Origin of the sequence: Streptomyces sp. NPDC050610, assembly GCF_040654875.1 — a bacterium.
Taxonomy (GTDB): domain Bacteria; phylum Actinomycetota; class Actinomycetes; order Streptomycetales; family Streptomycetaceae; genus Streptomyces.
This window is the reverse complement of record NZ_JBFAIV010000006.1, coordinates 257,766-271,091: the sequence shown is the minus strand read 5'-3', so window position 1 is coordinate 271,091 and position 13,326 is coordinate 257,766. Positions and strand designations below refer to the sequence as shown.

General features: G+C 73.4%; 12 protein-coding genes. 8 read left to right on the top strand and 4 right to left on the bottom strand.

Annotation, left to right across the window (positions count from 1 at the left end):
* Positions 1–188 precede the first annotated feature (188 nt).
* Together AB0I22_RS10550 and AB0I22_RS10545 are read left to right on the top strand one after the other, a co-directional pair.
* Positions 189–1,220 (top strand): rod shape-determining protein, encoded by a 1,032-nt coding sequence (locus AB0I22_RS10550; RefSeq protein WP_363130311.1) that lies wholly within the window; start codon positions 189–191, stop codon positions 1,218–1,220.
* 87 nt (positions 1,221–1,307) lie between these two features.
* Complete coding sequence (locus AB0I22_RS10545; protein WP_363130310.1) at positions 1,308–1,763, top strand: TerB family tellurite resistance protein; 456 nt, start codon at positions 1,308–1,310, stop codon at positions 1,761–1,763.
* Positions 1,764–2,032: 269 nt separating this feature from the next.
* On the opposite strand, the gene AB0I22_RS10540 is transcribed toward AB0I22_RS10545, so the two are convergent.
* The 3 genes from AB0I22_RS10540 to AB0I22_RS10530 form a co-directional block, all read right to left on the bottom strand.
* A complete protein-coding gene (locus AB0I22_RS10540) occupies positions 2,033–3,319 on the bottom strand; it encodes a hypothetical protein (protein ID WP_363130309.1) in 1,287 nt (428 codons plus the stop codon).
* A 53-nt stretch (positions 3,320–3,372) separates the two neighbouring features.
* Positions 3,373–3,879, bottom strand: a complete 507-nt coding sequence (locus tag AB0I22_RS10535) for a SigE family RNA polymerase sigma factor (protein WP_363130308.1) — start codon at positions 3,877–3,879, stop codon at positions 3,373–3,375.
* A 370-nt stretch (positions 3,880–4,249) separates the two neighbouring features.
* The gene (locus AB0I22_RS10530) at positions 4,250–4,873 is read right to left on the bottom strand and encodes a TetR/AcrR family transcriptional regulator (RefSeq protein WP_363130307.1); all 624 of its coding nucleotides are present in this window, start codon (positions 4,871–4,873) and stop codon (positions 4,250–4,252) included.
* Between the two features lie 205 nt (positions 4,874–5,078).
* Here AB0I22_RS10530 and AB0I22_RS10525 point away from each other — a divergent pair, with 205 nt between their 5' ends.
* The 6 genes from AB0I22_RS10525 to AB0I22_RS10500 all read left to right on the top strand — a co-directional run bounded on the left by AB0I22_RS10525 (position 5,079) and on the right by AB0I22_RS10500 (position 12,617).
* A complete protein-coding gene (locus tag AB0I22_RS10525) occupies positions 5,079–5,879 on the top strand; it encodes an SDR family oxidoreductase (RefSeq protein WP_363130306.1) in 801 nt (266 codons plus the stop codon).
* Positions 5,876–7,978 (top strand): acetate--CoA ligase family protein, encoded by a 2,103-nt coding sequence (locus tag AB0I22_RS10520; protein ID WP_363130305.1) that lies wholly within the window; start codon positions 5,876–5,878, stop codon positions 7,976–7,978. The genes AB0I22_RS10525 and AB0I22_RS10520 overlap by 4 nt, the downstream gene beginning before the upstream one ends.
* Before the next feature lie 53 nt (positions 7,979–8,031).
* A complete protein-coding gene (locus AB0I22_RS10515; RefSeq protein WP_363130304.1) occupies positions 8,032–9,225 on the top strand; it encodes an acyl-CoA dehydrogenase family protein in 1,194 nt (397 codons plus the stop codon).
* The gene (locus AB0I22_RS10510) at positions 9,226–10,074 is read left to right on the top strand and encodes an enoyl-CoA hydratase/isomerase family protein (RefSeq protein WP_363130303.1); all 849 of its coding nucleotides are present in this window, start codon (positions 9,226–9,228) and stop codon (positions 10,072–10,074) included.
* A 278-nt stretch (positions 10,075–10,352) separates the two neighbouring features.
* Entirely contained in the window at positions 10,353–11,858 is a 1,506-nt protein-coding gene (locus AB0I22_RS10505; protein WP_363130302.1) for a cytosine permease, read from the top strand.
* Between the two features lie 303 nt (positions 11,859–12,161).
* A complete protein-coding gene (locus AB0I22_RS10500) occupies positions 12,162–12,617 on the top strand; it encodes an STAS domain-containing protein (RefSeq protein ID WP_363130301.1) in 456 nt (151 codons plus the stop codon).
* Here the strand turns inward: AB0I22_RS10500 and AB0I22_RS10495 are convergent.
* The gene (locus AB0I22_RS10495; protein WP_363130300.1) at positions 12,577–13,293 is read right to left on the bottom strand and encodes a GAF and ANTAR domain-containing protein; all 717 of its coding nucleotides are present in this window, start codon (positions 13,291–13,293) and stop codon (positions 12,577–12,579) included. The two genes, AB0I22_RS10500 and AB0I22_RS10495, sit on opposite strands and share 41 nt — an antisense overlap.
* Positions 13,294–13,326 lie beyond the last annotated feature (33 nt).

Below are 13,326 nucleotides of genomic sequence, written 5' to 3'. Positions count from 1 at the left end.
CCGGCGCCGCGCGGAAGCGGCGCCGGGCCGTCGTCGTGTCCGGCGCCTCGGCGATCCGGCCCCCCGGCGGACCGGCCCCCCGGCGGACCGGCGCCCCGGCGGACCGTGCCTGACGATCTGTCACCGCCCCTCCCCCGTGCGGCGCATCCCGACATGCGGGCGGGCCCCGGCGACCACACGATGGGCCCATGACTCTCAGCCTTGAGCAGCTGCGCCGCTGCCACGTAGCCGTCGACCTCGGGGCGTCCCGCACCCGCGTCTACCTCAAGCATCAGGGCCTGATCGTGGACGAGCCGAGCGTCGCCTCCGTGAACACCAACACCGGCGCCCTGATCGCCGTGGGCACGCTCGCCGAGCGGATGGCGGGCCGTACGCCCGATCACATCCGCGTGGTGCGCCCCGTCTCCGGCGGCACCGTCGTCGACATCGACATGGCCCAGCGGATGCTGCGTTATCTCGTCGGCGACAAGGTCCGCAGGGCATGGCGGCGCAAGCCGGCGCTGCGGGCGGCGGTCTGCATCCCGCACGAGGCCGATCCGCTGGCGCTGCGGGCCGCCGTCGAGACCATGACGGGCCTCGGGGCGCGCCGCGTCGAGCTGGTCGACACGCTGATCGCGGCGGCGGTCGGCTGCGGCCTGCCCGTGGAGCAGGCGGAGGCGACGATGATCGTGGTGTGCGGGGCGGCGACCACCCAGGTCGCCGTGCTCTCGCTGGGCTCGATCGTGGCCGCCGAGAAGGTGCCGCTGGGCGGGGACGCGATCGACCACGCCGTGGTGCAGCACCTGCGCAACGCGCACGAACTGGTGCTGCCGAGCCAGGGCTTGCGCCCCCTGCACCTGGCGATGGGCGCGAGCGGCCCGGAGGACTGGGAGGGCGCGGAGGTGCACGGCCGGGACGTCGCGACCGGGTGCGCCCGGTCCGTACGGGTCGGCAGCCGGGAGGTGCGGGAGGCCATCCACACGCCGCTCACCGCCGTACTCGACTCCATCGGGCGCGTGCTGCGGCTCTGCCCGCCCGATCTGGTGGCGGACCTCGGGGAACGGGGCGTCATGCTGGCCGGCGGCAGCGCCCGGCTGCCGGGGCTGGACAAGATGCTGAGGTCGGCGACGGGGATGCCGGTGCACGTCGCGCGGAACGCGGACGTGTGCGCGGTCGAGGGCCTCGGCTCGATGCTGGAGGGCAGGCTCAAGCCGCTGGTCCTGGACCCGGTCACGACCTGAGGGGCGCGTCCGGCGCTCTTGGGAACTTCTTTACCCCTGCCGCAGTTCTGCCTGTGCACCCCTATTTGCATGAGGAGAGAAACGCACATGGCGCTGTGGGACAAGCTCAAGGATTCCGCGACCACGATGCAGGGCCAGCTGGTGGCGAAGAAGAACGACCTCAAGAGCGGGGCGTTCCGTGACGCGAGCATGGCTATGTGTGCGCTGGTGGCGGCTGCCGACGGGTCCATCGACGCCTCGGAGCGGCAGCGCGTCGCCTCGCTGATCGGCACCAACGAGGTGCTCCAGAACTTCCCCGCCGACGACCTCCAGGCGCGCTTCAACGACTACTGCCAGAAGCTGACCGCCGACTTCGACTTCGGCAAGGTCAGCATCCTGCAGACCATCGGCAAGGTGCAGAAGAAGCCCACCGAGGCGCGGGCCGTCATCCAGATCGGCATCGTGATCGGCGGCGCCGACGGCGACTTCGACAAGACGGAGCAGGCCGTCGTCCGCGAGGCGTGCTACGCGGTGGGCATTGACCCGAACGAGTTCGACCTCTGACCGGAGGACCCTCGCCGGCCGGTCCGGCGGGCAGTCGAGGGAGCGCGGGCGGCCTGGGGCCGTCCGCGCTCCCTCATGTGTGACAGGCACGTACGGGGCCGGCCCGGCCAAGCCCGTACGTCCCTCACACGGCGAGCCCGTACGAACCACCCGGCCGAGTCCGTGCGCGCCTCACCCGACGAGCCCGTACGAACCACCCGGCCAAGTCCATACGGGCCTCACCCGACGAGCCCGTACGGGGCCCGGTCCCGCCGCTACCAGCCCCGCCGCTACCGGCCCCGCCGCCAGTCCTCCGCCAGTGCGATCGACTTGAGCTGCGCGATCGTCAGCGCGGGGTCGGTACGGGTGGCGGCGGATGCCTGGCTGCCGGAGTTGAACGCGCTGACCACGACGCGCAGCCCGTCCATCCGGACCGTGTCGACCGTCCACATCACCACCCCCGCCCCGCCCTTCTCGCCGGGCGCCTTGCGCACGGCGAACTTCGTGCCGTCCGGCAGGGCCGTGACCTCGACGTCCCGGAACAGGTCCTTCTCGGCGTCCAGCATGTTGGGCTGCACATTGATCTGGACGAGGCTCTTGCCCTTCCCGTCGTCCGCCGTCACATGGGCGTACTCACCGTCCGCGGCCACCTCCCCGTACGCCGGGCCCTTGGGCAGCAGCCGCCGGAAGATGGCCTTGACGTCCATCGCGCCCGGTCCGGTCACGGGCCGAGCGCGCGGCACGGCGGCCAGTACGGGCGCCCACCGGGCGTCCCGGACCAGATCGGCCATGCGCTCCATGTCCAGCGGCGGGTTCTCGCGGGTGATCGGCTCGCCCTTCTCGGCGGGCGCGTTCCACTCGGACGCGGTGACGTAGCGGCCCTCCTTGGTGACGAAGGTGACCTGCCACATCTTGATGCCGCCGTGCTGGTCCGGGTACTCGTACCCCTTGGAGCTCACCAGGGCGGAGCCAGCGCCCAGCTCCGTACGGGTGCACTGCGTGTCGGGCACCTGCGTCGGGTCCGGGCACCGGTAGTCCCCCTGCGAGCCGATCACCACATCGACCGCCGCCGCGCCCTTCCCGTCGTCGTAGACCACCTGCGCGTACGCGCTCTTGTCCGCGTCCTTCGGCCCGAAGCCCCGGCCCTGCCCGCCGGAGGTCTTCCCCTTCGGCAGGGCCTCCTTGAGCAGATCGACCATCCCTTCGTCGGTGACGGTCCCGCCCGGGCCGCCGACGGCCTTCCCCGACGCGCCGCGGTGCGGGCCGGGCCCGGCCACCGGGCGCTTCTCCGGGCCCGTGCCGATCGCCCCGGTGAGCACCGCTCCGCCCGCGACGACCGCGGCGAGCGCCGCCGCGCCGCCCACGACGGCCGCGGTGCGCCGCCGCTTGAGGGCGCGTCCGCGCGCGAGCCCGCCGTTGGTCAGGGCCCGGGTGTCGGCCGTGAAGTCATCGCCGGTCCTGCGCAGCGCGTCACCCAGCTCGCCTTCGAAGGCGGCGGCGAGCGGGCCAGGTTCAGCGGATTTCGAAGGATCAGGGTGAGGGCCAGGGCCATTCGAAGGGTCAGGGCCAGTGTCCATGAGCAACCACCGTCTCTCGTCCGGGTACTTCAGTGCGCGGCATGCCGGGCGGCTCAGCGCCCGGCGTATTCGGCGAGGCTGCCGCCCAGCAGTTCGCGCAGCCGGCCCAGGGCCCGTACGGACCTGCTCCGCACCGCGCCGGAGCTGACGCGCATCGCCTCGGCGGTCTCCTCGATGCTGCGGTCCTCCCAGTACCTCAGCACCACCACCGCCCGGTCCTTGGCCGACAGTTGTCCGAGGGCCCCGAGCAGCGCGAGCCGCAGCGTCGCGTCGTCGCAGGACGCGTGCAGATCGGGCAGTTCGTCCGTGGGCCGCTCGTGGCTGCTGCGCCGCCTGCGGTGGGTGAGGAAGGCCCGTACGAGCACGGTCTGCGCGTACCCGGCGGGGTTGCCGATCGAGGAGACGCGACGCCAGGCGACGTACATCCGGCCGAGGGTCTCCTGCACGAGATCCTCGGCAAGGTGGGTGTCACCGCTGGTCAGCAGGCATGCGGAGCGGAAGAGATGCCCGCTTCGGCCCGCCGCGAACTCCAGAAAGCCGTCCATGTCGGACGCTCTCATCCCCACCCCGATCGTCACCTGAGCATCGCCTACATCTGACTGACGCGATGGGCACGGTGAAATGTTTCAGGCGATTTCGAGCCAAAGGGAACAGGGGGATTCGGGCCGGGCCCGCGTCGTGGCCGAGCCGGGGCGGGCCGAGCCAGGGCGTACGTACGCGCCGCAGCGCCCGTACGTCTCCGAAACGTCCGTACACACCGAGACGTCCGTACGCGCCGCAGCGCCCGTACGTCTCCGAAACGTCCGTACGCACCGAGACGTCCGTACGCGCCGCAGCGCTCGTACGTCTCCGAAACGTCCGTACGCGCCGAGACGTCCGTACGCGCCGCAGCGCCCGAACACGCCGCAGTGTCCGTACGCGCCCAGGAGCTCAGCCGCGCGCCGGCACAGCCCCGGTGTCGACCAGTTCGCGGGAGACGAAGTCCACCAGCAGCTCGCGCATCACGGTGATCGTCATGCCCGGCGCGCCCGTGAGGACCTGGATCGCCGCGCCGTCGGTGAGCGCGGTCAGCCGCAGGGCCACGTTCTCGGGGTCGGCGTCGGCGCGGAAGACGCCCTGGCGGGTGCCGCGCCGGACGGTCCGTACGACCGCCTCGTGCCAGCGGGCGTAGAACTCGTTGTGCGCGGGGCGGAATTCGGGGCGTACGACCGCCTCCGCCCAGTACTGGAGCCAGATCGACCACTCGTCGCGGACCCGGCCGACTCGCGGCAGCTGCATGTCGATGAGCTTGAGGAGCCGTTCGTGGGCGTTGTCGATGGCCTTGAGCTCGACGCTCTGCCGGTTGAACGCCTGCTCCACGCAGTACTTGAGGGCCGCGGTGAGGACGTCGTTCTTGCCCGGGAAGTAGTAGTGCACGGTTCCGGTGCTGGTGCCGCAGACCTTGGCGATGTCCGCGATCCGCACGGCGTGGAAGCCGCGTTCGGCGATCAGCTGCCAGGTGGCCTCCAGGATGGCCTCCCGGCGGTCCTCGTCGCTGCGGGGCCTGTCCGCCATGTCCGCCGTCTCCCCCCATCGGTTCCGGTCGCTCCCTGCGGCCCCCAGTCTACTGACGCGCCAGTCAAAGGCAAGATCCGCACGTCAGACCTTCAATACCGCATCTGGCCGCGCCAATTCTGTTTTTTCTCTTGACACCGGCTCGACCGAAGGAGCTAACTGACGCATCAGTCAGACACTCCGGTCGTACCGAGGAGGAGACTCCGTGCGGAGCACAGAACACGCCGGAAAGGTCGCGCTGATCACCGGCGGCGGCACCGGCATCGGCCGGGCGGCGGCGCGGGACTTCGCCGCCGGCGGGGCGAAGGTCGTCGTCTGCGGACGCCGCCCCGAACCCCTCGAAGAGGTGCGCGCCGAGCTCGCCGCCGCAGGCGCCGACTGCCTCGCGCTGCCCGCCGACATCCGCGACGAGGAGCAGGTGGCCCAGGTCGTGGAGCGGACCGTCGAGGCGTACGGCCGGATCGACGTCCTGGTCAACAACGCGGGCGGGCAGTTCACCGCGCCCGCCGAGGAGATCACGCCCAAGGGCTGGCGCGCCGTGCACCGCCTCGCGGTCGACGCCGCCTGGGACGTCACCCGCCAGGTCGCGCTCCGCGCGATGCTCCCGCAGCGCTCCGGCGTCGTCTTCTTCATCGCCTTCTCGCCGCGCCGCGGCATCCCCGGCATGGTGCACGCCACCGCCGCCCGCGCCGCCGTGGAGAACCTCGCCGCGGGGCTGTGCCTGGAGTGGAGCCGCTACGGCATCCGCACGGTCTGCGTCGCCCCCGGCACCATCGCCACCGACGGCCTCGACGTCGCCTACTCGGACGCCGAACGCGCCCAGTGGGAGCAGGCCGTGCCGCTCGGCCGGCTCGGCCGCCCCGAGGACGTCTCCGGCGTCATCTCCTTCCTCGCCTCCCCCGGCGGCGCCTACGTCTCCGGCACCACCGTCGTCGTCGACGGCGGAGCGGACGCCTGGGGCACCGGCCACCCCGTACCCGCGCCCCTCCCGGAGGTCCCCCGATGACGCTCGCCACCACGGCCCGTACCGGCCCCGCCGGTTCCACCGCCCCCACCGCTCCCGGCCGCGACCTCGACGCGCTCTTCTCGCCCCGCTCCGTCGCCGTCGTCGGCGCCAGCGACGACCAGTCCAAGTACGGGAACTGGATCAGCGTGCAGGCGCTGCGGATGAGCGGCGAGCGCCCCGTGCACCTCGTCAACCGGCGCGGCGGCCCGGTGCTGGGCCGCCCCGCGCACCGCTCGCTCGCCGACGTGCCCGGCCCCGTGGACCTCGTCGTGATCGCCGTGCCCGCCGCCGGGTTCGAGGCCGCCGTCGAGGAGGCGCTGGCCGTGGGGGCGCGGGCGATCGTCGGCATCACGGCGGGCTTCGGCGAGCTGGGCGCGGACGGCAAGGCGCGCGAGGCGGCGCTCGCCGAACGGGTGCGCCGGGCGGGCGCGGTGCTGCTCGGCCCCAACTGCCTCGGCGTGCTGGACAGTACGAGCGGGCTGTACCTCGCCTCCAACCCGCTGCCGGCCGGCCCGGTCGGGCTGATCTCGCAGAGCGGCAACATGGCCCTCGAACTCAGCGCCTTCCTCACCGGCCGCGGCCTCGGCTTCTCCCGCTTCGCCTCGCTCGGCAACCAGGCCGACCTGGGCGCCGCCGATCTCGTACGGGCCTACGCCGCCCACGACGGCACCGAGCTGATCGCCGTCTACTGCGAGGACTTCGGCGACGGCCGCGCGTTCGTCGCCGCCGCCTCGGACGCCGTCGCGGCGGGCAAGCCCGTCGTGCTCCTCACGGTCGGCGGCAGCGCCGCGTCCGTGCGCGGCGCGAAGTCCCACACCGGGGCGCTGACCAGCGACACCTCCGTGATCGACGCGGCCTGCCGGGCCGCCGGCGCGGACCGTGTGCACAGCCCCCGCGAGATGGCGGACCTGCTGGCCGCGCTGCACCGCTTCGGGCCCGCGCCCGCCCGCCGGGTCGCGGTGCTCGCGGACGGCGGCGGCCACGCCTCGGTCGCCTGCGACGTCGCGGAGGCGTGCGGGCTGGACGTGCCGGAGTTCGCCCCGGCCACGGCCGACGCGCTGCGCGCCGGGCTGCCGCCCTCCGCGGGCGTCGGCAACCCCGTGGACCTGGCGGGCGCGGGCGAGCAGGACATCTCCTCCTTCACCCGCACCCTCGACACGCTGCTCGCCGACCCGGACACCGACTCCGTGCTGGTCACCGGCTACTTCGGCGGCTACGGAACGTACGGCGAGGCGCTGGCCGCCCGCGAACTCGCCACCGCCCGCGCCATGGGCGAGTCCGTGCGCCGCCACGGCAGACCCGTCGTCGTGCACACGATGTGCGCGGACAGCCCGGCCGCCGACGTGCTGCGCGCCCAAGGTGTGCCGGTGTTCGGCGCGGTCGAGGACGCCGCCCGGACGCTGGGCATGCTGGCCCGGCGCACCGCCCCGCCTCCCGTGCCCCGGCCGACGCCCACCGCGCCCCCGGTGGACGACGACGGCTACTGGTCGGCGCGCGAGCTGATCCGTACGGCCGGGGTCGCCTTCCCCGCGGCCCGTCTGGTCCGTACGGCCGACGAGGCCGCCGACGCCGCCCGCGCCATCGGCGGGCCCGTGGTCCTCAAGGCGCTCGGTCTGCTGCACAAGTCCGACTCCGGCGGCGTGGCGCTCGGCCTGCGCGACGAGGAGTCCGTACGCGCCGCCCACGCCGACATGGCGCGGCGGCTGGACCCGCCGGGGTTCTGCGTCGAGGCGATGGCCGACCTCGGCGGCGGCGTGGAGCTGATCGTCGGCGTGCGGCGCGACCCCCGCTTCGGGCCGGTGGCGATGGTCGGGCTCGGCGGGGTGGCCACCGAGGTGCTGCGCGACGTCGTCTTCGCGCTGGCCCCGGTCGCCCCCGCGCACGCCCGCGCGATCCTCGGCGAGCTGCGCGCCGCCGCCCTGCTGCACGGCGTGCGCGGCAGGCCGGCCGTGGACCTCGACGCGCTCGCCGCGGCCGTCGCGACGGTCACCGAAGTCGCCGCCGCCCACCCGGAGATCGCCGAGCTGGAGGTCAACCCCCTGCTGGCGACGGCGGACGGCTGCCTGGGGCTCGACGCCCGGATCGTCCTGGAGAACTGAACCGCGACCTCAACGCGTACGGAACGACGCGTAGCACTGATAAGGAGCAGGATATGGAGTTCGCCCTCACCCCCCGGCTGGCCGAGCTGAAGCGGCGCGCGGCCGGGCTGGCCGAGAAGATCATGCCGTACGAGGACGCCTGCGAGGCCGACAACGGCCTGCCGCCCGAATCGCTCGCCGCCATCCGCGAGGAGGTGCTGGCCAGCGGCCTGCAAGCGATCAACATGCCCGCCGTGTGGGGCGGCGCGGGCCTCAGCGTCCTCGAACAGGCAGTAGTCCAGGACGAGTTGGGCAAGCTCACCAACGCACTGTGGGACACCGTCTGGCGCCCCGCCAACTGCCTGCGCGCCGCCACCCCCGAGCAGCGCGAACGCTACCTGCTCCCCGGCATCCAGGGCCGCTGCCGCGACGCCGTCGCGATCACCGAGGCCGACGCGGGCTCCGACCCGTCCGGCATCGCCACCACCGCCGAACCGGACGGCGACGGCTATGTCATCAACGGCGAGAAGTGGTTCGTCACGGTCGGCGACGCCGCGGACTTCCTGATCGTGCTGGCCAATGTGCGCACGGCCGGCGGCGAGGGCGCGCCCACCCTCTTCATCATCGACAAGGACCACCCGGGCGTCACCCTCAAGCGCACCCCGCGCTACACGCACACCTTCGTCTACGAGCACCCGGAGTTCGTCTTCGAGGACGTACGAGTCGGCGCGGGCGCCGTGCTCGGCGGCGTCGGCCAGGGGTACGAGCTGACCCGCGACTGGTTCACCGAGGAGCGGCTGATGATCGGCGCCCGGACCATCGGCGCCGCCGAACGGGCCCTGTCGCTGGCCACCGAGTGGGCGCGCGGCCGTATGCAGGGCGGCGAACCGCTGATCAACCGTCAGCTCATCCAGGGCATGCTCGCCGACTCCGTCGTGGACATCGCCACCAACCGGGCCCTCACCCACCAAGTGGCCTGGGAGTTCGACCAGGCCGACGACACCGTGGACGGCCGCAAGCTGCTGCACGCCAAGGCCGCCACGGTGAAACTCGCCGCCTCGGAGGCGTCCAACCGGGTCGCCGACCGCGCCCAGCAGATCTTCGGCGGCCGCGGTTACATGCGCGACTACCCCGTCGAGCGGATCTGGCGCGAGCTGCGCGTGGACCGCATCTGGGAGGGCACCTCGGAGATCCAGCGCCTCGTCATCGCCAACGAGATCGACAAGCGCGGACTGTCCGGGCTGCTCTCCTTCCGGACGGAGGCGTAAGTGAGCGCCGCTGTCCCCGGCGCGGCGGACGCCACGGACGACGCAGTGGACGACGCCCTCGGTACGGCCGACGCCCCCGCCACGGCACGCGCTGCCGACGCCGCCGCCCTCGGTACGGCCGACACCGCGAACGACGCCCTCGGTACGGTCCACACCGCGCGGCACGGCGCGGTGGCCGTGCTCACCCTGCGCCGGGAGGCGAAGCTCAACGCGCTCTCCACCCACCTGGAGGCCGAACTCCTCGCGTCGCTGCGCTCGGAGCCCGTACGGACCAGCCGGGCCGTGGTGATCACCGGCGGCCCGGCGGTGTTCTCCGCCGGGGCCGACGTCGGCGAGCTGCGCGAGATGACGCCGGAGGCGATAGCCGCCTACTACCGGGCGTCCGGCGCGGTCTACGAGGAGGTCGCCGCCCTGGAACAGCCCACGGTCGCGGCCATCGCCGGCCACTGCCTGGGCGGCGGCCTGGAGCTGGCGCTCGCCGCCGACATTCGCGTCGCCGACGACACGGCGCGGCTGGGCCTGCCGGAGGTCGGCCTCGGCATCCTGCCCAGCTCCGGCGGCATCACCCGGCTGGTACGGGCGGTGGGCCCCGCCCGCACCCGCGACCTGGTGCTGCGGGCCCGCCGGATGCCGGTGGCCGAGGCGCGCGAGTGGGGACTGCTCAGCGAGGTCACGCCCGAAGGGGCGCATCTGGAACGGGCGTTGGAGATCGCGGGCGAGCTGGCCGGGCATCCGCCGCTGGCCGTGTCGGTCACCAAGCAGGTGATCACCGCCGCGACGGACGCGCCGCGCGAGTCCGCGCTCCTGCTGGAACGGCTTGCCTACGCGGCGCTCAACCGGACGGGCTGAGGGCGCGGCAGGACGGCGGGGGCGGCTGCGGCGGGGCGCGAACAGGAAGGGCGGCGTGGGCGCGTACGCCCCCCAGGCCCGCGCCACTGCCCGTACGCGCCCACGCCGCCCGTACGCCCGTACCGCCCCCCACACCCGTACCGCCGTCGGACCGCCCGAGCGAACCGCCCGCCCGGTCGGGGAGAGACAGCGAGCAACTCACCGAGGACCAGCAGCGACAACAGCGATCAGCGGCAATCAACGACAACCAACAGCGATCAGCAGCGAGGAGACGCGACATGGCAGTCGGCACCACTGGCTCACCCGGCACCACGGGTGCCGACGGCCCGGCGCGCTCGGGGGCGGGGGCGGGAGCGCCGCCCCCGGACGGCGGCCGCAAGCCGGTCATCGAGGCGCGGTCGATCGACTACGTGCCGCTGGCCGAGCGGCACGGCAAGGTGTGGCACCTCTTCCCGGTGTGGTTCGCCGGGGACGCCCACCTGGCCACCGTCGCGACCGGCGCGATCGGCGTCGGGCTCGGCGGCAACCTCGTCTGGACGGCCATCGCGGTGGTGCTCGGCTGCGCGCTCGGCACGTTCTTCATGGCCTTCCACTCCACCCAGGGACCGCAGCTCGGACTGCCCCAAATGGTGCAGTCGCGGCCGCAGTTCGGGTTCGTCGGGGCGCTGCTGGTGTGGCTGGTCGCGCTGACGACGTACATCGGCTACAACGCCTTCAACCAGATCCTGGTCGGCTCCACCCTCGACCACCTGGCCGACGTGCCGGCCGGCGGCAGCTACATCGGCTACGCGCTGATCGCCATCGTGCTGGCCGTGGTCGGCTACGACGTCATCCACAAGGCGTCCCGCTGGCTGACGTACGTGGTGATGGTGGCGCTGGCCCTCTTCACCGTCTGCGTGCTCGTCGTCCACCCCTTCACCCACGCACAGCTCGACCTGGGGTCCTTCGCGCTCACCCCGTTCCTGATCCAGATGTTCACCGCCGCCGTCTACCAGCTCTCCTGGTCCATCTACGTCTCGGACTACTCCCGCTACCTGCCGCCGTCGGTCGGCGTCCGCTCCTCGTTCTGGTGGACCTATCTGGGCGCGGGCGTCGGCGGCGCGTGGATGATGCTGGTCGGCACGGTGGCGGCGGGGCTGTTCCCCGGGAAGAGCCTGGTGGAGTCGGTGATCTCCGCGGGCGACCGGGCGTTCGGCGGCTTCGGGGTGGTGCTGCTGGTCGTCACGGTGCTGCCGCTGCTGACGATGGGCGCGCTGAACGTGTACGGCGGCAGCCTCACCCTGCTCTCCAGCCTCGACTCGCTCGGCCGGTTCCGGCTGACCGTCGCCCGGCGGATCGGCGCGCTGTGCGTCGTGGCCGTGGCGTCGACGGTGATCGCGTTCGGCGCGAGCGAGAACTTCGTCGAGGAGTTCGGCCACTTCCTCTCCGTCCTCGGCACCCTGTTCACCCCCTGGACGGCCGTCAACCTCGCCGACTTCTACCTCGTGCGCCGGGGCCGCTACTCGATCCGGGAGATCTTCAACCCGCGCGGGATCTACCGGCGTTGGAACTGGCGGGGGCTGGTCGCGTACGGGACCGGCTTCGCGGTGATGCTGCCGTTCTCGGTGATCGGCGACGCCGAGGGCCCGATGGCCCGGCTCCTGGGCGGGCTGGACCTGTCGATGCCGGTGGGGCTGCTCGTATCGGCGGGCGTCTACCTGCTCGTATGCCGCTCGCTGGACCTGCCGGCGGAGCGTCTGGCGGTGGCGGAGGCGGACGCGGGGCTGGAGACGGAGGGGGCGTGACGGCTGCCGCCGGTGGCCGCCCGGCGTCTGGTGGAGGCGGTCGCGGTCGCGGGGCTGGAGGCGGAGGGGGCGTGACGGCTGCCGCCGGTGGGTGCCCCTCGCGCATCGGGCGTGCGGTCGCGCTCCTGCGCGCGCCCCCGGCTCCTCCAGGACTCCCCCGGCGCATACGTGCGTCCGCCCCGCGGGCGTATGCCGGGCGACTGTGCACCGGCGCTGTTCGCGGCGTGCGGGCGGGGCTACTCTGAGTGGTGCGCCCCGGACCCGGCGATATGCGAACCGCTCCGCTCCGAGGAGGCGCGCACGATGCTCGCAGGTCTCGAACCCTCCCTCCCCGCCTTCGACCCGGTCCGCGCGGTGGCGGTCGCGGCTCCCGTCACCTCGATGATCGACGTCAGCGGAAGGCTGGACCTCGCCACCGTGCCGCGGCTGCGCGAACTCCTGCGCAAGGCGCAGGGCCCCGGCGTCCGGCTCGTCCTCGATCTGTCGGGCGTCACGTACTGCGACGCGCTCGCCCTCGGCGTGTTCGTCGCCACCGCCCGCCGGGCCCGGTCGCTCGGCGGCGAACTGCGGATCGTCGCGCCGTCGCCCGCGGTGTCCCGAGCCCTGAGCGCGGGCGGGCTCCGACGCCGCCTGTCGGTCTTCGCGGAGGCCGCGGGGCCGGCCCCGCGGCGGCCCGGCAAACGGGCCGGCCCGCGCACGGAGCCGGGACGGCCGGCGGTCAGTCGCGCGGAGCGGACGGCGCCACCCGGTCGTCGATGACGTCGCACGCCGCGTCGGGCAGCCGGCGGCGGTGCGACTGGGCGTAGCCGCGCAGCGTGGCGAACGCCTGCTCCATATCGACGCCGAGGCGCTCGGCCAGCTTGCCCTTGGCCTGTTCGATCACGATCCGGTCGTTCAGAGTGGTCTGCAACTGCTCATTGACCAGTTGGCCGCGCCGAATCGCGCACTGCCGCACGAAGCTGGCGGTCGCGACGTCGGCCATGGCCTGGGCTATGTGCGAGCCGGCCGGTCCGAGGCGCCGGGGCTCGACGCAGAAGAGGTTCAGGACGCCGACGACCTCGTTCCGGCAGCGCAGCGGCAGGGCATGGACCGCGGTGAAGCCGCAGCGACGGGCCTGGGCGACGAACCGCGGCCGGCTGCGCGCCTCCGTGTTCACGTCGGGTACGGCAACGGCGGCGCCCTTGCGGAAGCAGTCCAGGGAGGGGCCCTCTTCCCGCTGCACCTCGAAGAGCTCCCGCAGCCGTACGTGCTCGTCGGAGGCGGCCACCAGCCTCAGTTCACCGGCCCGGTCCGCGAGCAGCACCCCGGCGGCGTCGGCGCCGAGCACTCTCACACAGCGGTCACTCAGCAGGCGAAGCAGGGCCGACGGGGCCAAGGCCCCGTCCAGGCCGCCCGCCAGTTCCACGAAGGTCTTGGCCACGACACGCTTGTCCATCGTTACCGTCCACTGCCGTCGAACTCCTCCCCG

Excerpts from the sequence above, each read along its gene's own strand:
- AB0I22_RS10550 (WP_363130311.1), top strand. The coding sequence starts at position 189 with ATGACTCTCAGCCTTGAGCAGCTGCGCCGCTGCCACGTAGCCGTCGAC.
- AB0I22_RS10545 (WP_363130310.1), top strand. The coding sequence starts at position 1,308 with ATGGCGCTGTGGGACAAGCTCAAGGATTCCGCGACCACGATGCAGGGC.
- AB0I22_RS10540 (WP_363130309.1), bottom strand. The coding sequence starts at position 3,319 with ATGGACACTGGCCCTGACCCTTCGAATGGCCCTGGCCCTCACCCTGAT.
- AB0I22_RS10535 (WP_363130308.1), bottom strand. The coding sequence starts at position 3,879 with ATGAGAGCGTCCGACATGGACGGCTTTCTGGAGTTCGCGGCGGGCCGA.
- AB0I22_RS10530 (WP_363130307.1), bottom strand. The coding sequence starts at position 4,873 with ATGGCGGACAGGCCCCGCAGCGACGAGGACCGCCGGGAGGCCATCCTG.
- AB0I22_RS10520 (WP_363130305.1), top strand. The coding sequence starts at position 5,876 with ATGACGCTCGCCACCACGGCCCGTACCGGCCCCGCCGGTTCCACCGCC.
- AB0I22_RS10515 (WP_363130304.1), top strand. The coding sequence starts at position 8,032 with ATGGAGTTCGCCCTCACCCCCCGGCTGGCCGAGCTGAAGCGGCGCGCG.
- AB0I22_RS10505 (WP_363130302.1), top strand. The coding sequence starts at position 10,353 with ATGGCAGTCGGCACCACTGGCTCACCCGGCACCACGGGTGCCGACGGC.
- AB0I22_RS10500 (WP_363130301.1), top strand. The coding sequence starts at position 12,162 with ATGCTCGCAGGTCTCGAACCCTCCCTCCCCGCCTTCGACCCGGTCCGC.
- AB0I22_RS10495 (WP_363130300.1), bottom strand. The coding sequence starts at position 13,293 with ATGGACAAGCGTGTCGTGGCCAAGACCTTCGTGGAACTGGCGGGCGGC.